The organism is Roseixanthobacter finlandensis (assembly GCF_043195105.2).
Taxonomy (GTDB): Bacteria; Pseudomonadota; Alphaproteobacteria; order Rhizobiales; family Xanthobacteraceae; genus NCEH01.
This window is the reverse complement of sequence record NZ_CM195536.1, coordinates 1,866,245-1,891,119: the sequence shown is the minus strand read 5'-3', so window position 1 is coordinate 1,891,119 and position 24,875 is coordinate 1,866,245. Positions and strand designations below refer to the sequence as shown.

At 66.6% G+C, this 24,875-nt stretch carries 24 protein-coding genes; 6 read left to right on the top strand and 18 right to left on the bottom strand.

Annotation, left to right across the window (positions count from 1 at the left end; genetic code table 11):
• Nucleotides 1–7: 7 nt before the first annotated feature.
• The 10 genes from V5G24_RS08735 to V5G24_RS08690 all read right to left on the bottom strand — a co-directional run bounded on the left by V5G24_RS08735 (nucleotide 8) and on the right by V5G24_RS08690 (nucleotide 10,197).
• Nucleotides 8–721 carry a GntR family transcriptional regulator gene (locus V5G24_RS08735; RefSeq protein WP_394085585.1) on the bottom strand — a complete coding sequence of 238 codons (714 nt, stop codon included), beginning with the start codon at nucleotides 719–721 and terminating at the stop codon, nucleotides 8–10.
• A 54-nt stretch (nucleotides 722–775) separates the two neighbouring features.
• Complete coding sequence (gene hpxZ / locus V5G24_RS08730; RefSeq protein WP_394085587.1) at nucleotides 776–1,174, bottom strand: oxalurate catabolism protein HpxZ; 399 nt, start codon at nucleotides 1,172–1,174, stop codon at nucleotides 776–778.
• 8 nt (nucleotides 1,175–1,182) lie between these two features.
• Complete coding sequence (locus V5G24_RS08725; protein WP_394085588.1) at nucleotides 1,183–2,622, bottom strand: AtzE family amidohydrolase; 1,440 nt, start codon at nucleotides 2,620–2,622, stop codon at nucleotides 1,183–1,185.
• Nucleotides 2,619–2,834 carry a DUF4089 domain-containing protein gene (locus V5G24_RS08720; protein ID WP_394085589.1) on the bottom strand — a complete coding sequence of 72 codons (216 nt, stop codon included), beginning with the start codon at nucleotides 2,832–2,834 and terminating at the stop codon, nucleotides 2,619–2,621. Before V5G24_RS08720 ends, V5G24_RS08725 begins: the two co-directional genes overlap by 4 nt.
• A gap of 9 nt (nucleotides 2,835–2,843) precedes the next feature.
• Nucleotides 2,844–4,634, bottom strand: coding sequence for a dipeptide ABC transporter ATP-binding protein (locus V5G24_RS08715; RefSeq protein ID WP_394085606.1), 1,791 nt, complete (start codon nucleotides 4,632–4,634; stop codon nucleotides 2,844–2,846).
• Nucleotides 4,635–4,663: 29 nt separating this feature from the next.
• Nucleotides 4,664–5,560: an ABC transporter permease gene (locus V5G24_RS08710; RefSeq protein WP_394085590.1), complete on the bottom strand. Its 897-nt coding sequence runs from the start codon at nucleotides 5,558–5,560 to the stop codon at nucleotides 4,664–4,666.
• A complete protein-coding gene (locus tag V5G24_RS08705) occupies nucleotides 5,557–6,570 on the bottom strand; it encodes an ABC transporter permease (RefSeq protein WP_394085592.1) in 1,014 nt (337 codons plus the stop codon). The genes V5G24_RS08710 and V5G24_RS08705 overlap by 4 nt, the downstream gene beginning before the upstream one ends.
• Nucleotides 6,571–6,753: 183 nt before the next feature.
• Complete coding sequence (locus tag V5G24_RS08700) at nucleotides 6,754–8,376, bottom strand: ABC transporter substrate-binding protein (RefSeq protein ID WP_394085593.1); 1,623 nt, start codon at nucleotides 8,374–8,376, stop codon at nucleotides 6,754–6,756.
• Between the two features lie 288 nt (nucleotides 8,377–8,664).
• Nucleotides 8,665–9,492: a CDP-diacylglycerol--serine O-phosphatidyltransferase gene (gene pssA, locus V5G24_RS08695; protein WP_394085595.1), complete on the bottom strand. Its 828-nt coding sequence runs from the start codon at nucleotides 9,490–9,492 to the stop codon at nucleotides 8,665–8,667.
• 3 nt (nucleotides 9,493–9,495) lie between these two features.
• Entirely contained in the window at nucleotides 9,496–10,197 is a 702-nt protein-coding gene (locus V5G24_RS08690; RefSeq protein WP_394085596.1) for a phosphatidylserine decarboxylase, read from the bottom strand.
• A gap of 1,054 nt (nucleotides 10,198–11,251) precedes the next feature.
• On the opposite strand from V5G24_RS08690, the gene V5G24_RS08685 reads away from it, so the two are divergent.
• Nucleotides 11,252–11,572 carry a DUF559 domain-containing protein gene (locus V5G24_RS08685; RefSeq protein ID WP_509292298.1) on the top strand — a complete coding sequence of 107 codons (321 nt, stop codon included), beginning with the start codon at nucleotides 11,252–11,254 and terminating at the stop codon, nucleotides 11,570–11,572.
• A gap of 744 nt (nucleotides 11,573–12,316) precedes the next feature.
• Here V5G24_RS08685 and V5G24_RS08680 read toward each other — a convergent pair.
• Entirely contained in the window at nucleotides 12,317–14,290 is a 1,974-nt protein-coding gene (locus V5G24_RS08680; protein ID WP_394084845.1) for an ABCB family ABC transporter ATP-binding protein/permease, read from the bottom strand.
• Between the two features lie 10 nt (nucleotides 14,291–14,300).
• Complete coding sequence (locus tag V5G24_RS08675) at nucleotides 14,301–14,645, bottom strand: ArsR/SmtB family transcription factor (protein WP_394084844.1); 345 nt, start codon at nucleotides 14,643–14,645, stop codon at nucleotides 14,301–14,303.
• 159 nt (nucleotides 14,646–14,804) lie between these two features.
• Here V5G24_RS08675 and V5G24_RS08670 point away from each other — a divergent pair, with 159 nt between their 5' ends.
• Complete coding sequence (locus tag V5G24_RS08670) at nucleotides 14,805–15,413, top strand: LOG family protein (RefSeq protein WP_394084843.1); 609 nt, start codon at nucleotides 14,805–14,807, stop codon at nucleotides 15,411–15,413.
• Between the two features lie 117 nt (nucleotides 15,414–15,530).
• Here V5G24_RS08670 and V5G24_RS08665 read toward each other — a convergent pair whose 3' ends face one another.
• Nucleotides 15,531–16,061, bottom strand: coding sequence for a GNAT family N-acetyltransferase (locus tag V5G24_RS08665; protein WP_394084842.1), 531 nt, complete (start codon nucleotides 16,059–16,061; stop codon nucleotides 15,531–15,533).
• A complete protein-coding gene (gene cysS, locus V5G24_RS08660) occupies nucleotides 16,061–17,455 on the bottom strand; it encodes a cysteine--tRNA ligase (RefSeq protein WP_394084841.1) in 1,395 nt (464 codons plus the stop codon). The genes V5G24_RS08665 and cysS overlap by 1 nt, the downstream gene beginning before the upstream one ends.
• 413 nt (nucleotides 17,456–17,868) lie before the next feature.
• Between cysS and V5G24_RS08655 the strand changes: the two genes are divergently transcribed.
• Nucleotides 17,869–18,183: a hypothetical protein gene (locus V5G24_RS08655; protein WP_394084840.1), complete on the top strand. Its 315-nt coding sequence runs from the start codon at nucleotides 17,869–17,871 to the stop codon at nucleotides 18,181–18,183.
• Nucleotides 18,184–18,318: 135 nt separating this feature from the next.
• On the opposite strand, the gene V5G24_RS08650 is transcribed toward V5G24_RS08655, so the two are convergent.
• Entirely contained in the window at nucleotides 18,319–18,831 is a 513-nt protein-coding gene (locus tag V5G24_RS08650; RefSeq protein WP_394084839.1) for a CreA family protein, read from the bottom strand.
• Between the two features lie 171 nt (nucleotides 18,832–19,002).
• On the opposite strand from V5G24_RS08650, the gene V5G24_RS08645 reads away from it, so the two are divergent.
• Entirely contained in the window at nucleotides 19,003–20,106 is a 1,104-nt protein-coding gene (locus tag V5G24_RS08645; protein WP_394084838.1) for a TRAP transporter substrate-binding protein, read from the top strand.
• Between the two features lie 112 nt (nucleotides 20,107–20,218).
• Nucleotides 20,219–21,397 (top strand): DUF2865 domain-containing protein, encoded by a 1,179-nt coding sequence (locus V5G24_RS08640; RefSeq protein ID WP_394084837.1) that lies wholly within the window; start codon nucleotides 20,219–20,221, stop codon nucleotides 21,395–21,397.
• A gap of 92 nt (nucleotides 21,398–21,489) precedes the next feature.
• Here V5G24_RS08640 and V5G24_RS08635 read toward each other — a convergent pair whose 3' ends face one another.
• Nucleotides 21,490–22,737, bottom strand: a complete 1,248-nt coding sequence (locus tag V5G24_RS08635) for a GGDEF domain-containing protein (RefSeq protein ID WP_394084836.1) — start codon at nucleotides 22,735–22,737, stop codon at nucleotides 21,490–21,492.
• 159 nt (nucleotides 22,738–22,896) lie between these two features.
• Here V5G24_RS08635 and V5G24_RS08630 point away from each other — a divergent pair, with 159 nt between their 5' ends.
• On the top strand, nucleotides 22,897–23,247 hold the full coding sequence (locus V5G24_RS08630) for a DMT family protein (protein ID WP_394084835.1): 351 nt from the start codon (nucleotides 22,897–22,899) through the stop codon (nucleotides 23,245–23,247).
• 162 nt (nucleotides 23,248–23,409) lie between these two features.
• Here V5G24_RS08630 and V5G24_RS08625 read toward each other — a convergent pair whose 3' ends face one another.
• Nucleotides 23,410–23,772: a hypothetical protein gene (locus V5G24_RS08625; RefSeq protein WP_394084834.1), complete on the bottom strand. Its 363-nt coding sequence runs from the start codon at nucleotides 23,770–23,772 to the stop codon at nucleotides 23,410–23,412.
• 247 nt (nucleotides 23,773–24,019) lie between these two features.
• Nucleotides 24,020–24,595: a glutathione S-transferase C-terminal domain-containing protein gene (locus V5G24_RS08620; protein WP_509292320.1), complete on the bottom strand. Its 576-nt coding sequence runs from the start codon at nucleotides 24,593–24,595 to the stop codon at nucleotides 24,020–24,022.
• Nucleotides 24,596–24,875 lie beyond the last annotated feature (280 nt).

Sequence of the window (24,875 nt, the reverse complement as noted above, 5' to 3'; positions counted from 1 at the left end):
CGCGGCCTCACACGCTTTCCGCGTAACGCTCGTAGGCGATCTCGACCGTGATGATGTGCGCGCGCATGGCATGCGCGGCTTCGGCCTTGTCGCCGCGCAGGATCGCCGTCACCACTTGGTCGTGCTCGGCATAGGACAGCGCGAGACGGCCGAGATTGCGGAACTGCGCGCGCCGGAAAGGCTGGAGCCGCGCCCGTGTCGCAAGCGTGATCTCGGCGAGATAATCATTGTGCGCCCCGCCATATAGGAAGGTGTGGAAGCGCTCGTTCAGGAAGGTGTAATTGGTCTCATCGCCCCTGCGGGTGAGGTCGGCGAGATCAGCGTGGATGGCCTGGAGCTGGCCACGCTCCGCCGGCGTCATATGGAGCGCGCACAGGCCCGCGCACAGCGCCTCCAGCTCCGCCATCACATCGAACATGCCGCGCAGTCGCTCGAAGCTGGGCTTTGCCACCAACGCGCTGCGATGGGGCCGCGTCTCCACAAGGCCGGAGGCGGCAAGATCGCGGATGACCTCGCGCACCGGCGTGCGGGAGACGCCGTAGCGGCGCGCGATTTCCATCTCCTCCAGCGGCGTACCGGGCGCGATGCGGCCACCGACGATGTCGTCGGCGATTTGCAGGCGCAATTCCTCGGTGCGCGTGACGCCGCGCGTCTGGGCCCGGCGCCGGCGGGGCCGCGCGATGCGGGCAGCCGCCTCGGTGGAGGATGCTGGAAGGCTCATGACGCAACGCTACCGGATTCGCGGGACACGGGGAAAACACCTTGCCTGAAGCACTCAGAATGCATCGTCGGGCGGCCGGGGAAGGCTGCTGACATGGGCCGCGACCACTTTCCACCCTTGCGGAAAACGCACCCAGCTCTGCTGCTGGCGGCCGATCTGCCCCGGTGTCGAGTCCCGCGCGAACAGAGTGGAGGCGATGGCGAAATCCCGGCCATAGGTGGTGATGACGGTTTGGCTCAGCGCGCGCATGAGCCCGGCCGGCGCACGCGCCCGGCGAAACGCGCGGATCGCGTCCATGCCATAGAGATTCTCACCGCCGCCGTATCGGATGGTGCGGGGATCGTCAAAAAACAGATCCTCCAGCGTCGGCACGTCATTGCCCACCAGCGCCGCCTCATAGCGCGCGAAGGCTTCCGCGACCTCGGCCACGACTTCGGGAATGTCGATCTCCATGCGCGCTCCTAAAGCGATGCGACGGGCGCGCGGGCGATGCCGCGCATTTCGAGTTCATGGGCGACCCGCAAGGCGAGATCCTCGCGCCAGGGCGGCGCGATCACCTGCACCGCGAGCGGCAGGGCATCGTCGGGCCACACCGGCACCGCCACCACCGGCAGGCCGATGAAGGAAATCGGCTGGGTGAACAGGCCGAGATTGGGGCGTACCGGCAAGGTCACGCCATCGAGCACAAAAGTCTTCTGGCCGAGCTTGGGCGCGCGGGTGGGCGTCGCCGGCGCGAGCAGAATGTCCACCTCCTCGAACAGCGCCAGCATCTGCGCGCGGAAATGGCGGCGGAAGCGCTGCGCCGCATTGGTCCAGGCGGCGGGAATGGCGAGGCCCGCGATCAGCCGGTCGCGCACGGCGGGGTCATAATCCTGCGGACGGGTGCGAAGGCGCTCGGCATGGAGCGCCGCCCCGTCCGCCGCCGTGATGATATAGGCGGAGGCGCGGGCGCGCGCGGCGTCCGGAATATCCACCATGCGTCTCGCGCCCAGCGCCTGCGCCACGCGATCCACCGCCGCCAACGCCTCAGGCATGGCGCGCTGGCGGAAATAGCCGCCGGCGACCGCGATGCGCAGCCCGCCGACGCCCTGCATCAGGCTGGGAAACGCCGACTCAACCGGCTGGTCCGCGACGGCGGGATCATCGCCATCAGCCCCCTGCATGGCGTCATAGGCGACCGCAAGATCCGCCGCCGAGCGGGCGAATGGGCCGAGATGATCGAACGCGGTGACGAAGGGAAAGCTGCGCGCCCGCGAGAGCCGACCATAGGTGGGCTTCAGCCCGAAAATGCCGCAGAGCGAGGACGGCACGCGGATCGAGCCGTTGGTATCCGAGCCGAGGGCAAGCGGCACCTCGCCCGACGCGATCGCCGCGCCCGAACCGCCGGAGGAACCGCCCGTCATATGGTCCAGCGCATGGGGATTGCGCGAGGCGCCGTCATGGACATTCTCGCCGGTGAAATCATAGGCGTATTCGCCCATGTTCAACCCACCCACCAGCACCGCGCCGGCCGCCTCCAGCCGCTCCACAAGCGTGGCGTCGCGGGTGGCGGGCGCAAGCTCGCGATTGATCTTCGAGCCGGCGCGGGTCGGCAGGCCGGCGATGTCGAACAGATTCTTCACCGCGAACGGCACGCCAGCGAGCGGGCCGAGGCTCTCCCCCCGCGCCCGGGCAGCGTCCAGGGCATCGGCGCGGGTGTGGGCACGCCCCGCCGTTACGTCGGTGAAGGCGTTCACCTTCGAGTCGGTTGCGGCGATGCGGGCAAGCGCGGCGTCGATGACCGCGCGGGCCGAAACGGTGCCGGCCTGAACCGCAGCGGCGATGTCGGCGGCGGTGGCTGCGGCGGAGAGCAGATGCGGGTTTGCCGCGGAATCGGCGGTGGCGATGGATGCGTCGGTCATGGGCGATAGACCGGCGCGGGGTCGAACTCGTCACCGAGGTCGATGCTGCGGACGAACTGCGCCGCATCGGCGATGGTGCGCAGGTTCACGAGCGCCTCGGCGCGCCAGTCCGGCTCCACCTTCAGCGCAAAGCCCGCGAGGGCGCCGTCGAGCATGAGTTCCAGCGCGGCATCGGGCACGGGCGGCACCGGACGTTCGGTGACATGGGACATGGGACCTCCTCACACCGGCGGATGGGGAATGGCGGCGATCAATTCGCGCGTATAGGCGGCCTTGGGGGCTTCCAAGACCTGCTCGGACGTCCCCTCCTCCACCATCTTGCCCTGGCGCATGACGATCACCCGGTCGCACAACAGACGCACCACATGGAGGTCGTGAGACACGAAGAGATAGCTCATGCCGAGCGTCTGCTTCAGCTCTTCAAGCAGGTTCAGCACCACCGCCTGCACCGACACGTCAAGCGCGGCGGTCGGCTCGTCGAGGATCACCAGATCGGGCTTGAGCGCGATGGCGCGGGCGATGCCGACGCGTGCCTTCTGGCCACCGGACAATTGGTGCGGAAAGCGGTCCAGCAGATCCAGCGGGAGGCCGGCCATGGTGGCGAGCTCCTCCACCTTGGCGCGCATCTGCGCGGCGCCGCGAATGCCGAACTGCTCGCCCATGCGCACCAGCGGATCGGCAATGGCGCGGGCGGCGGTGTAGCGCGGATTGAGGCTGTCGGTCGGGTCCTGAAACACCATCTGGATGCGCCGGCGCATGGGATGGTGCGCGAACTCCTTCGCCGGGATCGCGCCGATATCCATGCCGTCGAAGGTGATCTTGCCCGAGGTGGCATCGATCAGCCGCATGACAATGGTGGAGGTGGTGGACTTGCCGCATCCGCTCTCGCCCACGAGGCCGACGCTCTCGCCTTTGTTCACCTCGAACGAGAGCCCGTCGACGGCGCGGAAGATGGCCTCCTCCGGCGGCGCTTTCTTGCCCATCAGGCCGGCAAAAAAGCCCATCGGCACGCCCTGGCGGGGATATTCCTTCAACAGGTTTTCCACCTTCAGGAGGGGCGCTCCGGGGGCGGGCATTTGCGATGAAGCCGGTGCCGCCTCACCCGCCGCCTGCGGCGCCGAACTCTCCCCCTCGGGGAGAGGTGTAGAAACGGCGGGCACCTCCGGCAGCAGGTCGCTCAGCGCAATCCCCGGACGCGGCGTGGCGCGCACCAGTTTCTGCGTATAGGGATGCTGCGGCGCGCGGAAAATCTGCTCGGCCGGCGCGGTTTCCACCACCTTGCCCTTTTCCATCACCACCACCGTGTCGCAATAGGTGGCGGCAAGGCCCAGATCGTGGGTGATGAGAATGGTGGACATGCCGCGCGCCCGCGTCAGCTCGGTCACGAGGTCCATCACCGCTTTCTGCGTGGTCACGTCGAGGCCGGTGGTGGGCTCGTCGGCGATCAGCAATTGCGGCTGGCAGGCGAGCGCAAGCGCGATCACGATGCGCTGGCACATGCCGCCGGACAATTCGAACGGATAGGCATGATAACGCTCCTGCGGCTGGGCGATGCGCACCTGCTCCAGGATTTCGATCACCTTCGCCTTCACATTGCGCGGCTCGGCCTGGAGATGATGCAGCAGCACGTCGCCGATCTGGTCGCCGACCTTGCGGATCGGATTGAGCGCCGCGCGCGGGTTCTGGAAGATCATGGAGATCTCCCGCCCGCGCAGGTCGCGCATGGTGCGTTCCGTGGCGTTGGCGACGTCGATGCCGGAGAAGGTGATGGTGCCTTCCGCGATCCGCCCCGCCCGGTCGAGGATGCGCATCAGCGTGTAGGAGGTCACGGACTTGCCGGAGCCGCTCTCGCCCACGATGCCCAATGTCTCGCCCTTGCGGACCGTCAGGTCCACCTGCTTCACCGCGGTCACGATGCCCTTGCGGGTGGCGAACTCCACCGTGAGGTGATGCACCTCCAGCAACGGGCCGCGCGCTTCCTCGGCGGGGGTCGGGGTGGTGGCCTGCGTCATATCGATCACACCGTGCATGGCGCGCCCCCTCAGGTGCGGCGCTGGGGATCGACGATGTCGCGCAGACCGTCACCCAGCAGGTTGAAGCAGAACACCGCGAACATCAGCGCGAGGCCGGGAAACAGTGCGATCCACCATTCGCCGGAAACGATGAAGGCCGAGCCCTCCGCCACCATGATCCCCCATTCCGGGGTGGGCGGGCGCACGCCGAGGCCGATGAAGGAGAGGCCAGCGGCGTTCAGGATGGCGTAGCCCATGGTCAGCGACATCTGCACCATCATGATGGGCAGGATATTGGGCAGGATCTGCGTCAGCAAAATCCGCCATTCGCTGTTGCCGGTGAGCCGCGCCGCCTGGATGAAGCCGGACTGCCGGCGGATCGCCGCTTCCGCCCGCGCCACGCGCACATAGAGCGGGAAATTGATGATGGCGGTGGCGATCACGATGTTCGTCACCGTATTGCCCAGCGCCGCCACGATGCCCATGGCCAGCACGAACAGCGGAAAGGCCATGATGGTATCGGAGATGCGCCCGACGATGCGGTCGGTCCAGCCGCCGAAAAAGCCGGCTGCAATCCCCGCGATGCCGCCCGCCGCGAACACCAGGGCCACTGAGAAGATGGCGATGCCCATGTCCAGCCGCGTGGCGGCGATGACGCGGGAGAACATGTCGCGGCCGAGCTGGTCGGTGCCGAACCAATGGGCCCAGGAGGGCGCCTGGAGCGCCGCCTTGGTATCGCTCGCGAGCGGATCGTACGGCACGATATAGGGGCCAATGGCGGCCGCCACGATCAGCACCAGGAACATGCCGAAGGCGAGCCCCGTCACCGGGTTCTCGGAGATCACGTATTTCGCGTGGCGCAGCGTCGCCGCGAGGCCGCTGGAAGACGGTGCCGATCCGCGATCGGCCGGGGTGGCGAGGGTCATGCTTCGCTCCGTGCGCGCGGGTCGATGACGCCATAGGCGAGGTCGATCACGAGATTGAGGATGATGTAGAGGATCGCCATGGCGAGCACGAAGCCCTGCACCGGCGCATAATCCGAGGAGATCAGCGCCTCGACCGCGTAGGAGCCGATGCCGGGCCAGGCGAACACTTTCTCCACCAGCACATTGGCGCCCAGCAGGAAGGAGAACACCATGCCGAGCGTGGTGATCACCGGCAGCATCGCGTTCCTGAACGCGTAGACCATGATGACCTTGTAGGGCGTCAGCCCCGCCGCCCGCGCCGTGCGCACGAATTCCGACGACAGCACCGAGAGCATGGAAGCGCGGGTGATGCGGGCGATCGGCGCCAGCGCGAAGATGGCGAGCGTCACGGTCGGGATCGCCAATTGCGCCGCCGCCGAACGGAAGGTTTCAAGATCACCGGCGATCAGGCTGTCGATGAGATAGAAGCCGGTGACCGTGGGTGGCGCGGTGAAGAACACATCCAGCCGGCCGAGCGGCGCCGGCGCCCAGCCGAGCTTGAAATAAAACACATAGACCAGCAGCAGGCCGGTGAAGAACACCGGCAGCGAGACACCCGCCGTGGTGATGACACGGCAGGCATGGTCCACCCACGTGCCCTGCTTCACCGCCGCCATGATGCCGAACGGAATGGCGATGGCGAGCGCCAGGATGAGGCCCGAAAGGGTCAGTTCCGCCGAGGCCGGAAGGCGGCTCGCGATTTCGGTCGTCACCGGCTGGCCGGTGGAGAGCGAGGAGCCGAGATCCCCCTTAGACAGCGCCGTCACATAATCCACGAATTGCACCGGCAGCGGCTTGTCGAGGCCGAGCTTGGTGCGGATTTCCGCGATCGCCTGCGGGGTCGCGGCGGGGCCGGCGAAATAGGCGGCGGCATCGCCCGGCAAGACGCGGGTCAGCATGAAGGTCACGATCACCACGCCGATCAGGCTCGGAATCGCGGTGGCGATGCGGCTGGCGATGAGCTTCAACATCACGGCTTCCTTTCGACCTGGCGCGGGATGCATGCCCGCCTGCGGCGCCCCCATCCTCCCCCGCGAGCGGGAGAGGGCGTGCGCCTTTGAGCGCGACCCTCCCTCTGCACCGTGTGCATTCCCTCCCCCCAATGGGGAGAGGGCCAGGATGAGGGGAAGTTTCGTCGGTTACCTGCGAAACCTTCAGCTTTTCACGAACGAGCGATAGTCGAGCCGGCGGTGGAACCAGTATTCGTAGCCGGTGACGTTCTTCTGCATCGCGATGTTCACATAGGGCTGGTAGAGCGGGACGCGCGGCACGTCGGCGAAGGCGAGGTCGATCATCCCCTTCACGTCGGCATCATAGGCCGCTTTGTCGCCCTTCGCCGCCGCCGCGCGGGCGCCGTCGATAAAGGCGTCCATCGCCGCCGACTTGTAGCTCATGGTGTTGAACACGGAATTTTGCCCGTGATAGCACCAGAAGAAGAAGTATTCTGGATAGTCCAGCCAGCCGGAAAACACGTTGGTGAAGAGCGGAAGATCTTTCTTGTTCAGCTCGGTGCGCCAATTGGCGCCGGGGATCTTGTTGATCGTCGTCTTGATGCCGAGTTCCTGCAGGTTTTCCTGCAACAGCACGCACAGCGGCTCGTTCACCCCGGCAAAGCCGAGATCGAACGAAATGGTGGTCTCAAGCCCGTTGGGATAGCCGGCCTCGGTGAGCAATTGCTTGGCCTTGACGAGATCGGTGGTGAACGGAGCGGGCTGCGGCCACACCGCCTCTTTCACGCCGCCTGGAGCCGCACCGAACATGGGCTTGCCGAGGCCGAACAGAACCGCATCCATGATCTTCTGATACGGGATGGCATAGGCGATCGCCTGGCGCACCTTCAGATTGTCGAACGGCGGCTTGGTGACGTTCATGCCGATATATTGCAAGCCGTTGGAATAAGGCGTGGAGATGATGGTCAGCTTGCCGCTGTCCTTCAATTCGACGAAGTCCTTGTTCGGCAGATCATAGGAGATATCGGCGTCGCCGCGCTCCAACAGCGCGCGACGATTGCCGGCGGAGGGCACCATGCGCCAGATCACCCGCTTGATCTTCGGCATCGGGCCGCCGACCCATTTGTCGTTACGCTCGAACACCACTTCGGTGCCGGGGGTCCATTTGGTGACCTTGTAGGCACCGGAGCCAACAGTGTTCTGCTTGACATATTCCAGGCCCCACGGGTCCTGCGCCGTGGCATTCTTCTTCACCAGCTCGGAATTCATGATGCACGGCACCACCACCGCGAGATCGGGAATGGTAAGGCGATCCTTACGCAGGAAATCGACGCGGAAGGTGTGGTCGTCCACCACCACGAACTGCTCCGGCTTCTCCAGCGAGCCGGCCTTCATCTGGAAGGTGGGGAAGCCGCCGACGCTCACCGCCCGGTCCATGGACCATTTCACATCTTTGGCGGTCACCGGCGTGCCGTCCTGGAAAGTCGCGTTCTTCTTCAGCTTGAAGGTCGCGGACATGTCGCCGAGCGTCATGTCCTCGGCCAGCTCGCCCTCGATCTTGTCGCGGTCGTAATAAGGCGTGCCGTTCACATCCTTCATGGGATGGGTGATGAGGCGATCGTAGCAGTTCCAGCTCACTTCATAGCCGGGCACGTTGGAGCCAACGCCCTGAACGTCGAGATTGTTCGGCCCGCTTTCAGAGACGATCAGCAGGGTTTCCGCGCGCGCCTGCGCCTGGGCCGAGGAAAACACCGCCGGCGCCGCCACGCCCGCTGCGCTGGCGGTGGCCGTTACGGAAGCCGTTTTGAGAAACTCGCGACGATTCATGCCTTGGATCCCCGTCTGAAAAAGCGTGCCTGCGCTCTTTCATTCAAGGGATATGCCAATTGCATACCATTTTTTTAATATCATTGTTTTTCTGATACTTAAGATGATATGGCGGCCACCTTATGCGCATATCACCATTCCATTTTGCACGCAAAATAGGCACATATGGCGCTATTGCATGCATCTGCACGCGAGTGTCGAGATGCGAATATCCTATAAATAGGACTATCGCGACACAACACTCTTCGCCGCGCGACGCCAAGCCGCGCGGCGGATTCCGCCGGTCGGCTACAGCTCGGACGGCGGTGGAGCGGCTTTGGTTTCCGCCATGTGCGCTGCCATCAGCCGGCGGTAGCGCAGGAAGGAGAAGGGCAGGAAGCCGAGATACAGCAGGCTACAGACCGCCAGCACGGTCCAGGGGTAGCTCGCGAGCAGGCCGACGAACATCGCCACCACCACGAACAGCGGCAGCACCATGTCCCGCCGGACCCTTTTGCCCAGCGTCTTGCCGGAATAGGCGGGCACCTTGGAGATCATCAGCAGGCCAATGCCGAGGCAATAGACCAGCGCCACCGGGGCCGTGGCGGCGCCGCGCGGCAGGCCGAGCAGGTCGAGATAGACCGGCAGCAGCGCGACGATGGCGCCGGCGGGGGCCGGAATGCCGGTGAAGAAATCCGCCGCGAACCCCGGCCGGTTCGGGTCGTCCAGCATCACGTTGAAGCGGGCGAGGCGCAGGGCGGCGCAGATGGCGAAGATCAGCACCACCAGCCAGCCGATGGAGCCCACCGTGTCGAGGCCCCACAAATACAGGATCAGCGCCGGCGCGCAGCCGAAATTGACGAAGTCGGCGAGGCTGTCCAGCTCCGCACCGAAGCGCGAGGTGCCCTTCAGCGCGCGGGCGAGGCGGCCGTCCACGCCGTCCAGGATGGCGGCGAACACGATCGCCGCGAGCGCCAGTTCCAGCCGCCCCTCGATCGCCATGCGGACCGCGGTCAGGCCCGAGCATAAAGCGAGCAAAGTCACGAGGTTCGGCAGCAGCACCCGCACCGGGATCTTGCCCAGGCGCCAGACCGGCGGCGCGCCGTGAGGGTCGAGCGGGGGGAGGGAAGCGGCCATGTTTCAGCTCACGCGATAAGCGGTGTCGCGCGCACCCGGCGCGGCGAAATCGGCGATGACGGTCTCGCCGGCGGTGGTCAGCTGGCCTTCCGCCACCTGCACCCGCGTGCCGACGGGCAGATACACGTCCACCCGCGAGCCGAAGCGGATCAGGCCGAAGCGCTCGCCGGCGCCCAATTCCTCGCCCTCGCGCACGAAGCACACGATGCGCCGGGCGATCAGGCCGGCGATCTGCACGCAGCCGACGGGGCCGGCGGCGGTGCGGAACACGAGGCCGTTGCGCTCATTGTCCTCGCTCGCCTTGTCGAGATCGGCATTGAGAAAAATGCCCGGCTTGTAGGCCACGCGTTCGATGCGGCCCGAGACCGGGGCGCGATTCACGTGCACGTTGAACACGTTCATGAAGATCGACACGCGCAGCAGCGGGGTGTCGGAAAGGTCGAGTTCGCGCGGCGGGATGGCCAGCGAGATCTGCGACACCGTGCCGTCGGCGGGGGCGACCACGAGCCCCTCGCGCAGCGGGGTCACGCGCGGCGGATCGCGGAAGAACAGGGTCGTCCACAGGGCGAGCCCCAGCGCGATCATGCCGAAGAAGGTGGAGACCATCAGCAGGCCGAGGGCGATCACCACCGCGATGGCGATGAAGGGATAGCCCTCGCGATGGATGGGAACGAGGCTCTTGCGGACGGACGCGACGATGGACACTCAAGTCTCCAGATCAGGCCGCGCGTTCGGGGCGCGGAGGAAACAGGTAGTCACCCCCTGCCCCGCCGTCAAATGGCGATCGCGCGGCGCGCCCTCTCCGGGCGGGCTGGCGGAAGGTGCGGGGGAAGGGTGCCGGGTTTTTTCGCGCGGGCTTTTTTCAGGCCGTTCGGCGCGGGGACGGCGGGAGGCGGCGGGAGGCGTTCCAGGCCCGGCGCGGCTTTTGGCAAAATGTTTCACGTGAAACCAAGGACTTGTCGCGGACGAAGAGTGGTTTCGTGACGCTTCTCCGCGACGTCTCGCCGGACCACACCGCCGTTTCGGGCGAATGTTCGGCGCCAATTTCGGCATCGCGCACGCAAGTCCGGAGCGGCCGGTATCGCGCGGGTGGCGGGGAGGCGCGGGGAGGCAGCGCCTTTAAATTGGGCAGGTGGTCCCCGGTGGAGGGGAGACACCCCCCTCACCCGCCCGCTGCGCATCACCTCTCCCCAGCGGGGAGAGGTGATGCGCCGGGCGGCAAAGCGCCGGGCGGCGGCCCGAAAAGCCCCCTCTCCACGTCGGGGAGAGGGTTGGGGTGAGGGGGCGCGGCCGGAGAAAGGGCCGGCGCTTCGACGACGAGGGTGCCCCCTCACCCGCCCGCTGCGCGGTCGACCTCTCCCCGGCGGGGAGAGGTGATGCGCCGGGCGGCAAAGCGCCGGGCGGCGGCCCGAAAAGCCCCCTCTCCCCGTCGGGGAGAGGGTTGGGGTGGGGGGGCGCGGCCGGAGAAAGGGCCGGTGCTTCGGCGACGAGGGTGCCCCCTCACCCGCCCGCTGTGCGGTCGACCTCTCCCCGGCGGGGGAGAGGTAAAGCGCCGGGCCGGTAAGGCGCCCGGCGTTCCGAAAAGCCCCCCTCTCCCCATCGGGGAGAGGGTTGGGGTGAGGGGGCGAAAGGCACCTTTTTCAACCGCACACCGCAATCTCTGCGACGCAGTCTTGCGCACCACCTCTCCCCAAGGCGAAACTGAGACGGGGACAGGGCTTTGGGGGATATGACCTCTCTCGTCACACGCGCGAGACGCTTGCGTCACGAACAGACATCGGCCGAAGCGGTGCTCTGGCGCCTGCTGCGGGGGCGTCGGTTCGTGGGGTGGAAGTTTCGCCGGCAGCATCCCGTCGGCCCGTTCGTGGTGGACTTTGTCTGCCTTGCCGCATCGCTGGTGGTGGAGGTGGACGGCGTCACCCACGATGGCGTCACGGAGCGCGACCGCGATAGCCGACGCACCGCCTACCTGCATGCGTGCAGGTTCAGGCTCGTGCGCGTGTCGAACCAGGATGTGTACGATAATCTGGATGGCGTCGCCGAGATGCTCCGGCTGGAGCTGGAATTGCCGTTTCGCTGAGCCCCCTCACCCGCCCGCTGCGCGGTCACCTCTCCCCGTGGGGGAGAGGTGAAGGTCCCATCGGTGCGGCAAGTGGCGTTCCGAGACGCCCCTCTCCCATGGGGAGAGGTGATGAACCGGGCGGTGCTTTCCAGACAGGGGTGATGCGGGCAGGAGAGCGCAAAAGCCCCCTCTCCCCGCCGGGGAGAGGGTTGGGGTGAGGGGCGCGGCCGGCGCGGCTGGTCTCACTGGGCAGGCTCGGCCCCCTCACCCGCCCGCTGCGCGGGCGACCTCTCCCCGTGGGGGAGAGGTGAAGCGCCGGAGTGGCATTTCCCGGTGGAGGGCTGATGGGCGTGGGAAACGCAAAGCCCCCTCTCCCCGCCGGGGAGAGGGTTGGGGTGAGGGGCGCGCCCGGCGCGGCCGGTCTCACCGGGCGTGCTCAGTCCCCTCACCCGCCCGCTGCGCGGGCGACCTCTCCCCGTCGGGGAGAGGTAAGGGTCGGCCACTGCGACGCCCGGCGGCCCAAGAGGCCCCCTCTCCCCGCCGGGGAGAGGGTTGGGGTGAGGGGCGCGCCCGGCGCGGCTGGTCTCACTGGGCAGGCTCGGCCCCCTCACCCGCCCGCTGCGCGGGCGACCTCTCCCCGGCGGGGAGAGGTGAAGGTCCCCGGCGGCAAAGCGCCCGGCGTCCCGAAAAGCCCCCTCTCCCCGCCGGGGAGAGGGCTGGGGTGAGGGGGCGCGCCGGAAAACGCGCCCGGCCCCGCCCCGCTCACGCCGCCGAGCTCGCCTCGTCCTCGTGATGGTCCACCAGCCGCACCACCGGCACGGCATCCTTGTCGAGCACCGGCACGTCGCTTTCCTGCGCGGCGGCGAGTTTTTCGCGGGCGTCGTCCGCTTCGCGCTGGCGCCGCCAGAGCGCGGCATAAAGGCCGCCCTTGGCCAGAAGCTCGGCATGGCTGCCGCGCTCGGCCACCGTGCCTTGAGACAGAACCAGGATTTCGTCGGCGCCGATCACGGTGGACAGGCGGTGCGCGATGACCAGCGTCGTGCGCCCTTCGGAAACCCGCTCCAGCGCGTTCTGGATTTCCTTCTCGGTGTGGCTGTCCAGAGCTGAGGTGGCTTCGTCCAGCAGCAGGATGGGCGGCGCCTTCAGGATCGTGCGGGCGATGGCGACGCGCTGCTTCTCGCCGCCGGAGAGCTTCAGCCCGCGCTCGCCCACCTCGGTCTTGTAGCCCTTGGGCATGGCGCGGATGAAGGGGTCGATCTGGGCGAGCTTCGCCGCCTCCTCCACCTCGGCCTCGGAGGCATCCTGCCGGCCGTAGCGGATGTTGTAGGCGATGGTATCGTTGAACAGCACGGTATCCTGCGGCACCATGCCGATGGCGGCGCGCAGGCTCTCCTGCGTCACCTCGCGAATGTCCTGCCCGTCGATGGTGATGCGCCCGCTCTTCACATCGTAGAAGCGGAACATGAGGCGCGAAATCGTGCTCTTGCCGGCGCCCGAGGGCCCGACGATGGCGACCGTGCGCCCGGCCGACACCTCGAAGGAAATGCCCTTCAGGATCTCGCGGTCGGTCTCATAGGAAAAGCGCACATTTTCAAAGCGCACCGTGCCGCCGTTCACCTGGAGCGCCCCGGCGCCTAGCTTGTCCTCGATCTCGGGATCGCGCGAGAGCACGGAGAACATGGCCTCGATATCGACGATGGCCTGCTTGATCTCGCGATAGATCATGCCGAGGAAGTTCAGCGGCTGGTACAGCTGGATCATCATGGCATTGACCATGACGAAGCCGCCGAGGCTCTGGCGGCCCGCGCGCACGTCGAACGCCGCCAGCACCATGGTGGAGGTGAGCCCCAGCGTGAAGATCGCCGCCTGCCCGGCGTTCAGCCACGCCAGCGAAGTGAAGGTCTTCACCGTGGCGTTCTCATAACGCGCGACCGAGCGGTCATAGCGCTGGGTTTCCCAGCGCTCGGCGCCGAAATATTTCACGGTCTCGTAATTGAGCAGGCTGTCCACCGCCTTGGTGTTGGCCTCGGTGTCGCTCTCGTTCATGTCGCGGCGGATTTGAATGCGCCATTCGCTCGCGGCATAGGTGAACCAGGTGTATAGGCCCACCGTCACCGCCACGACGGCGACATAGCGCCAGTCGAAGGCGACGGCGAGGACGATCAGCACCAGCACCATTTCCAGAACCGTCGGCGCAAGCTGCAGCACCAGCATGCGCACGATGGTCTCGATGCCCTCGCGCGCCCGTTCCAGAACGCGGGTGAGACCGCCGGTCTTGCGCTCCAGGTGGAAGCGCAGGGACAGCGCATGCATATGCTCGAAGGTCTGGAGCGCCAGTTTGCGCACCGCATGCAGCGCCACCTTGGCGAAGATGCCGTCGCGCAATTGGGTGATGCCGGCCATCACGAGGCGCGCGCCGCCATAGGCCAGGGTCAGCAGCACCGGGGCGGCGAGAAACCAGGCGATGTCGATGTCGCCCTGCCCGTCCGGCCGTGAGGTGAGCGCGTCGGTCGCCCATTTGAAGAAGAACGGCACCGCCATGGTGGCGAGCTTGGCGAGCACGATCAGCGCGCTGGTCGCCACCACCCGCGCCTTGAGATCGGCACGATCCTGTGGCCAGAGATAGGGCCACAGGGCCGCGACGGTCTTCGTCAGAGCGCCGCCGGCGGCCGCGACCGCCTTGAAGGCGCCGCGTGCATGTTCCCGCGCGGCGCGGGACGTTGAAGTATCGGACATCAAAACCTACTTAATCTTGAAGCGCTGCCGTGCGCGCGGCATCGCCCGCCGGAGCGAGCGCGGCGAACAGGCCATCGAGACGGCCGCGCAAGGCGCCAAGCGCCGCGTGGTCGATGCAATAGCAGGAGCGCGGGCCATCGACCGTCACGCGGATCAGGCCCGCTTCCGCGAGAACCTTTATGTGTTGCGACACGGTCGATTGCGCCAGGGGCAGACCGGCGACGATTTCCCCGCATACGCAGGTTTGGTGCCGCGCGAGGGTTTCAAGCACCTTGAGGCGCGCGGGATGCGCAAGCGCCCGCAATTGCGCCGCCAGCAGCTCCGACTCGGCCGGGGAAAGGAAAGCATCAGTCATCGGCCATCGGCGATAAACGATGATCTGAACCAAAACAAGGCGGAGACGTTGTTTTCTCCCGCGTCACGATTTCGTCGCGGCGCATCATCAATTTAAAGGAGCCGGCGGGTAACGTCGGCCATGTGAGACACAGTGAACAGACATATCAAAGCAGGCCCCATGGCACGTATCGAAAGCGTGTGCGTCTATTGCGGTTCCTCTCCGGGCTCGGACCCGATCTTCGTGGAGGAGGCGCGCCGGTTCGGCGAGATCCTCGCCCGCAACGGGGTGCGCCTCGTCTATGGCGGCGGCGGGGTGGGGCTGATGGGGGAAGTCGCGACCGCCGTGGCACGCAATGGCGGGGAGGTCACGGGCATCATCCCGCAATTCCTGATCTCCCGCGAACGCGCCTTCGACCATGGCGGCGAACTCGTCGTCACCACCGACATGCACGAGCGCAAGAAGCTGATGTTCGAGCGCGCGGACGCCTTCGTCGCCTTGCCGGGCGGGGTGGGCACGCTGGAGGAATTGGTCGAGCAGCTCACCTGGGCCCAGCTCGGCCAGCATCAAAAGCCGATCCTGGTGGCGAACATCGCCGGCTTCTGGGACCCGTTCCTGTCGCTGCTGGACCATATGCGGGCCAACGCCTTCATTCGCGGGACGGCGCCGGTGAACGTGCTGGTGGCGGAGGATGCCGGGCAGATCCTGCCCATGCTCCAGGCCGCCGCCGCCGGGGTGAAGGAAGCCGATATCCACGCCGCCGCGAGCGCGGCCATCGAGGGCATGTGAGCGCTTAAAACACGCCGTCCGGCGCCGGCCTGGATCATTCAACAGGCGATGGCGTCCCGCAGCGCCGCGAACGGGGCGGCGCGGCATAGGGTTAGGCGCCGCTCGTGACCGCGCCCGTCATGAGGATTTGGCCTTCAGCTCCGGCAAGGTCTTCTGCATGGTGGTGTTGCCGAGCCAGGCATTGCCAAGCGTCACCGTATTGCGCCGCTGGGGCACATAGCCGCGCCGGGCGAAGAAGCGCTGGGCGGTGTCGCTGGCATCCACCGTCAGGGTTTCCTTGCCGCGCGCCTTGGCGATGGTCTCCGCCGCCTCGCACAGCATCGTGCCGACGCCCTGCCCCGTCACGCCCGGATGCACATAGAGCATGTCGATCAGCTCATCGTCCTTGAGCGCGATGAAGCCCACCGGCGTGCCGCCCATGGTGGCCACCAGGGTCAATTCCGCCGCGAGGCGGGCGCCGAAGGCCCCTTCGTCGTCGGCCGCGCCGATCCAGGCTTCCTGCTGGTCGGTGTCGTAATCCTCGCCGGTCAGCTCCTCGATGGAGGCGCGGAAGAGCGCGGCGAGTGCTTCGGTGTCGGCGGGGAGGAGCGGCCGCAGCGCCGGACGCGGCAAGCCTTCCTCGGACGGGGCGTGCGGGGTCTTGGCCATCAGCGTGCAACCTCCCAGGAGGTGGTTCCGTCCTTATTGTCCATCAGCACCACGCCCTTGGCCGCCAATTGCTCGCGGATATGATCCGCCGCCGCGAAATCGCGGCCCTTGCGCGCGGCATTGCGGGCGGCGATCAGCTCTTCGACCATCACCGCGTCCACCGCCGCATCCTGGGCCTGGCGCGCGCGCCATTCGCTCTCGGTGTCCTGCAACAGGCCCATGAGATTGGCCGCCGCCTTGAACCGCCGCTTCAGGGCGGAGGAGGTGTCCACGTCCTCCGCAACCTCGGCGAGGTGATGCAGATGGGTGATGGCGGACGGGGAATTCAGATCATCCCCCAGCCGCTCGGCGATCTCCGCCTCGAACGGATTCTCGCTCTCGCCCGCGCCCTGCGCCGGCTCGTCGCCGATGATGCGATACCATTTGTCCAGAGTCTTGGCGGCAAAACCGATGCCCTGGCGGGTCCAGTTGATCGGCTGGCGATAATGGGTGGAGAGCATGGCGAGGCGCAGCACCTCGCCCGGCCAGTCGTTCAGCAATTCCCGGATGGTGACGAAATTGCCCAGCGACTTGGACATTTTCTCGCCTTCCAGCATCAGGAAGCCGTTGTGCATCCACACCCGCGCCATCACGCCGCTGTCGAAGGCGCAGCGCGACTGGGCGATCTCATTCTCATGATGGGGAAACACGAGGTCGATGCCGCCGCCGTGGATGTCGAACGTCTCGCCGAGATGCTTCCACGACATGGCCGAGCACTCGATATGCCAGCCCGGCCGCCCCGGCACGTTTATGCCGCAGGGCGAAGGCCAGCCCGGCACGCCCTCGGCGCTCGGCTTCCAGAGCACGAAATCCATGGCATCGCGCTTATAGGGCGCCACATCGACGCGGGCGCCGGCGATCATCTCGTCCAGCGGCCGGCGCGACAGGCGGCCGTAATCGGGCATGGCCGGCACGTTGAACAAAACGTGATCCTCGGCCACATAAGCGTGACCCGACGCCACCAGCCGCTCGATGAGGATCTTCATCTCGGCGATATGCTCGGTGGCGCGCGGCTCGACCGTCGGGCGTAGGCAGCCCAGCTCCGCCGTATCCTTGCGGAACCAGTCGTAGGTCTCCTCCGTCAGGTCGCGGATGGAGATGCCGCGATCGGCGGCGCGCGCGTTGATCTTGTCGTCCACGTCCGTGATGTTGCGCACATAAGTCACCTGCTCCGCCCCGTAGGTGCGTTGCAGCAGGCGGAACAGCACGTCGAACACGATCACCGGCCGCGCATTGCCGATATGGGCGTGGTCATAGACCGTGGGGCCGCACACATACATCCGCACATTGGCGGGATCGATGGGCCGGAACGGGTCTTTCGACCGGGTCAGGGTATTGTAGAGCCGCAGCTCCATGGATCGTGTGCTCCCCTTTGGACCTTATAGGACGCGCAAGCGCCGCTCCGGTGCCGGCCGGGGCGTCCAAACTCCTCAAGAGGGGTGCAGCATAGGACGGCCGCGGCCAGCTGTTCGGGCTAACCGCAGATAATCGACAGGTGGGCGCGCGGACGCGCTGAGATCTGGCCGTTCATGGCGCGGGACAATGGGAGGCGATCACGCAAGCGTCAAGCCGATTTCGCGCGCCGATGCCCGCTTTGTGGCGCCGCCGCCCCATTTCGTGTCCCAGCGGGAGGCTTGACCGAAATGCTGCGACGCGGCTATGCCAATCCCGCTTCGGTATCGCGTATCTGTTTCGCGCGTCATTCCTGCGGCCCCCGCGCCTGATGTTGCTCAGGCCCTCGGGTCCCTCAGAGGTCCCCGACCTGCCCATGCAGAAACCCGCCTTGCTTCTCGCCGCCGCTTTCATGCTCGCTTCGAGCGCCGCGTCGGCGGAGACGCGAATCTTCCTGATCGAGAATTCCGACGCCTATGGCGTCGACATGTGCCTCGCAAATGGCGAACGCTGCGGCGAACAGGTGGCCACCGCCTGGTGCCGCACCCATGATTATTCCCGCGCGCTCGACTACGGCAAGGTCGCGGACGCCAGCGGCATCGTGCCCATCGCCAGCACCCAACAGACCCCCCGCGCGGTGTGCACGGGGCAAAGCTGCCCCGCCGTGGTCGCCATCACCTGCACGCGGTGAGTCCTGCACGCGGTGAATCCTGCACGCGGTGAATCCTGCACGCGGTGAATCCTGCACGCGGCGAATATTGCACGCGCTGATTCCTGCGCGCGCTGATCATCCGCATTCGCGGGGCGCGCCGGAAACTCCGACCGGCTATTTCAGGAAGTCGGCGCAGCGCGGCACCTCGCCGGAGGTGCCCCAGGGCATGATCGGCACGGTGGAGGTGGAATTCTTCGGGCTGCCGTCGATCAGCTTGTCGGAATAGACGAGGTAGACCAGCACGTTGCGCTTGGCATCGCAGCCCCGCACGATCTGCATCTTCTTGAAGAAGAAGGAGCGGCTCTCGCGGAACACCACGTCGCCCTGCTCGAACTTCTTCGTGAAGGCGATCGGCCCGATCTGCCGGCAGGCGAGCGAGATGTCGGACACTTCTTCCGCCATCCCGACCATGCCCGAAATCCCGCCCTTTTCCGGCGTCGTGTAATGGCAGGCGACACCCGACACCACCGGGTCGTCGATGCCATAGACCGCGAGCTTGTCGTCGGGGGTGAGGAATTTCCACACCGTGGACTTCTTGAAAATCAGGTCCGGCTCCTGCGCGCGCGCCGCGGAAGGAGCGGCAATCGCGAGCGCCAGCAAAGCGGCAATCCAGGTCGGCCGAAACATAAGCTCAATCCTCACAGAGGGCGCGCCTCACAGACGGCGCGGGTTCACGATGCTGCGATGCGGCGCACGGACGCCGCGATTGACGCCATCGCCCCGTCGTGACACCTCTCCCGCGACAAAATCAAGACGCCCCAAACCAAGACATAAGAACGAAGACGCCAGGAGATCCCCATGGATACCGCACGCCGCCGCTTCCTCGGCGCTTCCGGCACCGCGATCGCCGCGACCGCAGCCACCACGCTTGCCATGCCGGCCCTGGCGCAGAGCCAGCCTGAGATAAAGTGGCGCCTGACCTCTTCGTTCCCGCGCTCGCTCGACACCATCTTCGGCACCGCACAGACGCTGTCCAAAATGGTGAGCGAGGCGACCGACGGCAAGTTCCAAATCCAGACCTTCCCGGCCGGCGAGATCGTACCCGGCCTCCAGGCGCTCGACGCGGTGCAGAACGGCACGGTGGAATGCGCCCAGAGCGCCACATATTTCTATATCGGCAAGGACCCGACGCTGGCCTTCGGCACCGGCGTGCCGTTCGGCTTCAATTCGCGCCAGCAGCAGTCCTGGTGGTTCTTCAGCGGCGGCGCCGACATCATCAACGGCGTGCTGGCGAAGTACAACACGCTCGGCATTCCCATGGGCAATTCCGGCACCCAGATGGGCGGCTTCTTCCGTAAGGAAATCAATACGCTAGAGGATCTGAAGGGGCTGAAATTCCGCATCGGCGGCATCGGCGGGCAGGTCCTGGCCAAGCTCGGCGTGGTGCCGCAGCAATTGCCGCCGAGCGACGTCTATCCGGCGTTGGAGCGCGGCACCATCGATGCGGCGGAATTCGTCGGGCCCTATGACGACGAGAAGCTCGGCCTCGTGAAGGTGGCGAAATATTATTATTACCCCGGCTGGTGGGAAGGCGGCGCCATGCTTCACCTGCTGATCAACAAGGACCAGTGGGAGAAGCTGCCCAAGCATTACCAGGCGATTCTCGCCAATGCCTGCGAGGCCGCGAACAATTGGATGCTGGCGAAATATGATGCCGTGAACCCGCCCGCCCTGCGCCGGCTGGTGCAGCAGGGGGCGGAATTGCGGGCCTTTTCCACGCCGATCATGGAAGCGGGCTACAAGGCTTCGTTCGAGCTTTACAATACGCTGGCGGCGCAGAATCCGAGCTTCAAGCAAGCGCTGGAAAGCCTGATGAGCATTCGCTCCGAACAGCTGCTGTGGTGGCAGATCGCGGAATATTCCTACGACAGCTTCAACATCCGCATGCGCGGGCGCTCGTGAGGCAGGATCGACTTTTCCAGCCACGATCAAACTTTCGTCACCATTGACCGCCCCGAATGGCGCTATAAGGGCCCTCGGTGATCGGCCTGGGTGGGTCCGAACAGGGTTGAGAATGAAATCGGTTCGCGTGTTCGGCCTTTGCCTGGCCCTCATGTCCGGCCCCGCGTTGGCGCAGGCCCCCGGCCAAAGCTATGGGGCGCCGCCCCCCGGCTATGGTGGAGGCCAGCAGGCGCAGGCCGGCCCCAGCTGCGTGCAATTGGAAGGCGCCCTCGCCTCGCTCGACCGCAGCACCAACGATCCCAATAACGGGCGCGCGGCCCAGCTGGCGCGCATGCGCAGCGATCTGGACCGGCTGAACAGCCAGGCCAAGCAGATGAGCTGCGATGCGCCGCGCGGCTTCTTCATCTTCCAAGGGCCGCCGCGTCCGCCCCAATGCGATGTCATCGACGACCAGATTTCCCGCCTGCGCGCCTCCATCGCCAGCGTCGATCGCGGCGGCGGCGACCAGGACGGCCAGCGCCGCCAATTGATCCTCGCCCTGGCGCAGGCCAATTGCGGCCAGCAATATCGCGCCGCCGCCCAGGCCATGGGCGCGGGCCAGCCGGCGCGCCAGCCGCCACGCCAACGCAATTTCTTCGAAGCTTTGTTCGGCGGCCCGGTGAACAGCGAGCCGGAAGAAGGCGGTCCCGGCCTCGACGTCGCGCCGATGGAGCTGCCGAAATCCTCCACCTATCGCACCGTGTGCGTGCGCACCTGCGACGGCTTCTATTTCCCGATTTCCTACGCGACCGTCCCCTCGCGCTTCGCCAGCGACGATGCCCAGTGCCGGCGCCTATGCCCGGCCACCGAAGCCCAGCTGTTCAGCTATCGCAATCCCGGCGAGGACATTCAGCAGGCGACCTCGATCACCGGCAAGCCCTATATGTCGCTGCCGACCGCGCTCATGTATCGCAAGCAGCTGGTGCCGTCCTGCTCCTGCCGGGCGCCCGGCCAATCCTGGGCGCAGGCGCTCTCGGGCCTGGAGGATGCCTCCACCCTGCAAAAGGGCGACATCCTCGTGACCGAGGAACAGGCGAAGGAAATGTCCCAGCCGCGCCCGGCCAGCGATCCGGCAACCGCCGGCGCCAAGGGCAAGGCGGCGGCCGCCACACCCTCGCGCCCCGCTGCCGCCCCGCTCGACCCCGTGCCGCCCACCTCGGCCGCGCCCTTGGCCCCGGCCGCCGAACAGCCCGGCCGACGGCCGGTGCGGGTGATTCCGGCGCCCGGAGGGTCCGGCTCCACCGGCCAATGAGCCGCCGCACGGCCCGCCCAAATGCGCGCGGGCACGCCCTGGACGCGCGCCTTTGACGCGCGGCCCGTCACACGCTGCCCGTCACACGCTGCCTATGACATGAAGACCGCGCGGTTGCGCCCGCCATGCTTGGCGGCATAAAGCGCGCGATCGGCCCGGGCGAGCACGTCGAACACGCTTCCATCCTCGGCGCAGCGTGCCGTGCCGCCGATGCTCAGTTGCACGGCGATCGGCCGCCCCTCCGCCTCCACCGGCGCGCGCGACACCTCGGCGATCAGCTGGTCGGCGAGCGCCATCGCCATCTGCGGCCCCGCCTGCGGCATCAGCACCGCGAATTCCTCCCCGCCCATGCGCGCGATGCTGTCCTCGCCGCGCAGCACCTGCCGGCACAGCTCGGCGACAATGGAAATCACCGCATCTCCGGCGGCATGGCCATGGGCATCGTTGATGGATTTGAAATGGTCGATGTCCAGCATCAGCATCGACAAGGCCCCCGCCTCCCGCGGCGCGGAAAATACCGCTTCCGCCTGCTCCAGGAACCGGCGGCGGTTCAGCAGCCCGGTCAGCGGATCGGACCCCGCGAGGCGCCGCAGATCCTGTTCGAGCTGGCGCTGGGCGGTCACGTCCGACACCACCAGCACATAGGTCTGTCCCACCCAGCGAAAGCGGAACTGCACCGCCCGGTCCACGCCGTCGCGGCAGCGCACCACCCATTCCGTCTGCTGGATGGAGTCCGGCGCGCGCTCGGCCGCGGCCATGAGTTGATGCCATTCCTCCACCACCCGCGCCCGCACCTGCGGATCGGGAAAGCCGAGCACCCACCAATCCTCGAAATGCACCACCGCATGCTCCTGGTACAGGAACAGATCGTCCGATGCCTTGTTGTAGAACAGCGCGTTGAGGTCCCGATCATAGAGCTCGACGCCGACGGGAAGGGCATGCAGGATTTCGGCGAACGATCCCGGCCAATCGCCCTGCCCCACCACGGCGGGCGTGACGGTGGCGAGCCAGCGGCTCGGCGCGCCCGGCAAGGCGGCGAGGGAGAAGGTCAGGGTGCGATTGCCGTGCGCGGTGCGGCACGGCCATCGCAGCACCGCGTGCGTGTCCTCGCGCCGCTTGGCACCCTGAATTACCGTGCTGAGGGCCAGCGGCACCGTGGCGCCGAGGATCGCGGCCGCGCAGGGCAGCGTGCCGAGTTCGGGACCCAGCAACCGCGCCGCCGCCGGATTGGCCGCCTCGATCGTCATGGACCCGTCCCCGAGCACCAGGAGCGCCGCGTCCACCAGCTTGAATAAAGGGCTTTCCCCCCAGAGCTTCACCCCGTCCACCTTAGGCCACACCCGCTTCGCCTCATGTCCCGGAGGTTGAAGTGTAGTGCCAGCAAAGGATCGGGGGAATGTAAATTTGTCGGTATAAAAACACCTCTAGGCCACCGGGACCCCGGCTATTCTCGCCCCGCCCGCGGCTTGCGGGCCCGCTCATGTCCAGATGGAACTACCATGCCGTTTTCCGCCACCGCGCTCCTGCCGATCGGGATGCTGATCGCCTCCAACGTGTTCATGACCTTCGCCTGGTATGGCCACCTGAAGTACAAATCCTCTCCAATCCTGCTGGCGATCGTCGCGAGCTGGGCCATCGCCTTCTTCGAATATTGCCTGGCCGTGCCGGCGAACCGCATCGGGTCCGCGGCCTATTCCACCGCGCAGCTCAAGACCATGCAGGAGGTCATCACGCTGGTGGTGTTCGCGGGATTTTCGGTGCTGTATCTGAAGGAGCCACTGGGCTGGAACCACGCGCTGGGGTTCAGCTTCATCGCGCTCGGCGCCTATTTCATCTTTCAGAAATTCTGACGGATCGCACGCGGCGTGTCGAAGAGCGGCGGGCCGGGCGGCGGCAAGAGTGCCACGGCATTCCGGGGCGCTGCGGGTGGGCGCTTTGATATGCATAAAGCACGGCCGTCGGCCGCGCGAGAGGGGCCGCAAGCCAACCCCGGACGATCCAGAAACCGAAGATCAGCGCGGCAGGCGGGGACGGGACGCGCGCACCCGAACCGGCTGGAGACGCGCGACGCGCATGCGCGTCAACATCGCCGCACCCGCGAGGACCACGAGGCCGAACAGGGAGAGGGACAGCAGCGAACTGGAGAGGAGCGAACTGGACATGGTCGCCTCCGCGGCGTTGAGGACCGAAGCGCTTGCGCGATCGAACGACAGTACCACGGTTACGGCGCAAATCGCCAACATCAACGCAATCGTGAGCGCGACTTGCGCCATGGCGTCGCCCGCCTTGTGCTTGCGCACCGCGCGCGCCAAGGCGTCGGGGTCGGCGGAGGAAACACCGTTCTCAAGTACGGCAAACTCACGAAACTCAGACATCGCTTCGCCTCGGACGGTTCAACTGACCTATAGAAGCCGGGATGCCGCGAATCGGTTCCCTGCGACTCACCAAGAGTTGCTCTTCAAGCAAGCCGCGATTGTGGCGACGCCACGGCATGTGCTGGAATAAGCGTGGCGTTTTCGTGACTTAGATCACGCGGGCGCGAGACTTTACGCTGGATAAGGTTGTAGCGCGCGCGATGTGATTCTTTTGCGCGCATCCTCACATTATCCGCTGAAGCTTGCGTCAGGCTGCCTGCTCCAGCGGGCGCCAGTCGATCTGGACGTGACCGGGTTCGCGCTCGACCCGCCTCAGCCACGCCCGCACGGCGGCAAAGGGGGAAAGGTCGAACTCGCCTTCGTGGGCGATGTGCGTGTGGGCGTAGAGCGCGATATCGGCGATGGTCAAACGCTCGCCGACGAAGAAGTCGCGGCCCTGGATGTGGCGTTCCATGACCTTCAGCGCGCCATAGCCCTCCTCCATCCAGCGGTCGATGTCGTGGGTGCGCAATTCGCGCCCGCCGCGCACCTGCTGGAGCCAGAACCGCGCCTGCCCGATGCCCGGCTCGTGGTTGTTCTGCTCGAAGAACATCCAGCGCAGGGTCTCCGCCCGCGCCAGGGGCGCGGCGGGCAGCAAGGGCGTGCCGTCGGCGAGATAGAACAGGATGGCGTTCGACTCAGCCAGGGTCGCGCCGCCGGGCAGTTCCAGCAGGGGCACGCGGCCATCGGCATTCTTCGCGAGGAATTCCGGCGTGCGGTGCTCGCCGGAGAGAATATCCACTTCGGTCAGGCGGAACCGCAGGCCGAGCTTGGCCAGCAGCATGCGCACCTTGTAGGAATTTCCCGATGCCTGGGTGGAATAGAGCGTCAGCACGGCGTCTCCCTCTCGGCCCCCGCCTAGATGGAGGCTTGTGTCGTGCCCCGCAAGACGGGCCGGAAGGTTATGCGCCGGCAATCCATCAGTGCATTGCGCCCCACCCATTCACAATGCTTGCTTGTTCGGGAAATCGCCCTCGACTAATAAAGTGCCGCATGCCGGCCTGCCTCGCGGCGGACCGGCGCTTCGTCTCACCCTTCGCGTCCGACGGCACCAGCGCATTCGC

Bases quoted from the DNA above. Each gene is read 5' to 3' on its own strand.
- V5G24_RS08735 (WP_394085585.1), bottom strand. From the start codon at position 721: ATGAGCCTTCCAGCATCCTCCACCGAGGCGGCTGCCCGCATCGCGCGG.
- hpxZ (WP_394085587.1), bottom strand. From the start codon at position 1,174: ATGGAGATCGACATTCCCGAAGTCGTGGCCGAGGTCGCGGAAGCCTTC.
- V5G24_RS08725 (WP_394085588.1), bottom strand. From the start codon at position 2,622: ATGACCGACGCATCCATCGCCACCGCCGATTCCGCGGCAAACCCGCAT.
- V5G24_RS08720 (WP_394085589.1), bottom strand. From the start codon at position 2,834: ATGTCCCATGTCACCGAACGTCCGGTGCCGCCCGTGCCCGATGCCGCG.
- V5G24_RS08715 (WP_394085606.1), bottom strand. From the start codon at position 4,634: ATGACGCAGGCCACCACCCCGACCCCCGCCGAGGAAGCGCGCGGCCCG.
- V5G24_RS08710 (WP_394085590.1), bottom strand. From the start codon at position 5,560: ATGACCCTCGCCACCCCGGCCGATCGCGGATCGGCACCGTCTTCCAGC.
- V5G24_RS08705 (WP_394085592.1), bottom strand. From the start codon at position 6,570: ATGTTGAAGCTCATCGCCAGCCGCATCGCCACCGCGATTCCGAGCCTG.
- V5G24_RS08700 (WP_394085593.1), bottom strand. From the start codon at position 8,376: ATGAATCGTCGCGAGTTTCTCAAAACGGCTTCCGTAACGGCCACCGCC.
- pssA (WP_394085595.1), bottom strand. From the start codon at position 9,492: ATGGCCGCTTCCCTCCCCCCGCTCGACCCTCACGGCGCGCCGCCGGTC.
- V5G24_RS08680 (WP_394084845.1), bottom strand. From the start codon at position 14,290: ATGTCCGATACTTCAACGTCCCGCGCCGCGCGGGAACATGCACGCGGC.
- V5G24_RS08675 (WP_394084844.1), bottom strand. From the start codon at position 14,645: ATGACTGATGCTTTCCTTTCCCCGGCCGAGTCGGAGCTGCTGGCGGCG.
- V5G24_RS08670 (WP_394084843.1), top strand. From the start codon at position 14,805: ATGGCACGTATCGAAAGCGTGTGCGTCTATTGCGGTTCCTCTCCGGGC.
- V5G24_RS08665 (WP_394084842.1), bottom strand. From the start codon at position 16,061: ATGGCCAAGACCCCGCACGCCCCGTCCGAGGAAGGCTTGCCGCGTCCG.
- cysS (WP_394084841.1), bottom strand. From the start codon at position 17,455: ATGGAGCTGCGGCTCTACAATACCCTGACCCGGTCGAAAGACCCGTTC.
- V5G24_RS08655 (WP_394084840.1), top strand. From the start codon at position 17,869: ATGCAGAAACCCGCCTTGCTTCTCGCCGCCGCTTTCATGCTCGCTTCG.
- V5G24_RS08650 (WP_394084839.1), bottom strand. From the start codon at position 18,831: ATGTTTCGGCCGACCTGGATTGCCGCTTTGCTGGCGCTCGCGATTGCC.
- V5G24_RS08645 (WP_394084838.1), top strand. From the start codon at position 19,003: ATGGATACCGCACGCCGCCGCTTCCTCGGCGCTTCCGGCACCGCGATC.
- V5G24_RS08640 (WP_394084837.1), top strand. From the start codon at position 20,219: ATGAAATCGGTTCGCGTGTTCGGCCTTTGCCTGGCCCTCATGTCCGGC.
- V5G24_RS08630 (WP_394084835.1), top strand. From the start codon at position 22,897: ATGCCGTTTTCCGCCACCGCGCTCCTGCCGATCGGGATGCTGATCGCC.
- V5G24_RS08625 (WP_394084834.1), bottom strand. From the start codon at position 23,772: ATGTCTGAGTTTCGTGAGTTTGCCGTACTTGAGAACGGTGTTTCCTCC.
- V5G24_RS08620 (WP_509292320.1), bottom strand. From the start codon at position 24,595: ATGCTGCTGGCCAAGCTCGGCCTGCGGTTCCGCCTGACCGAAGTGGAT.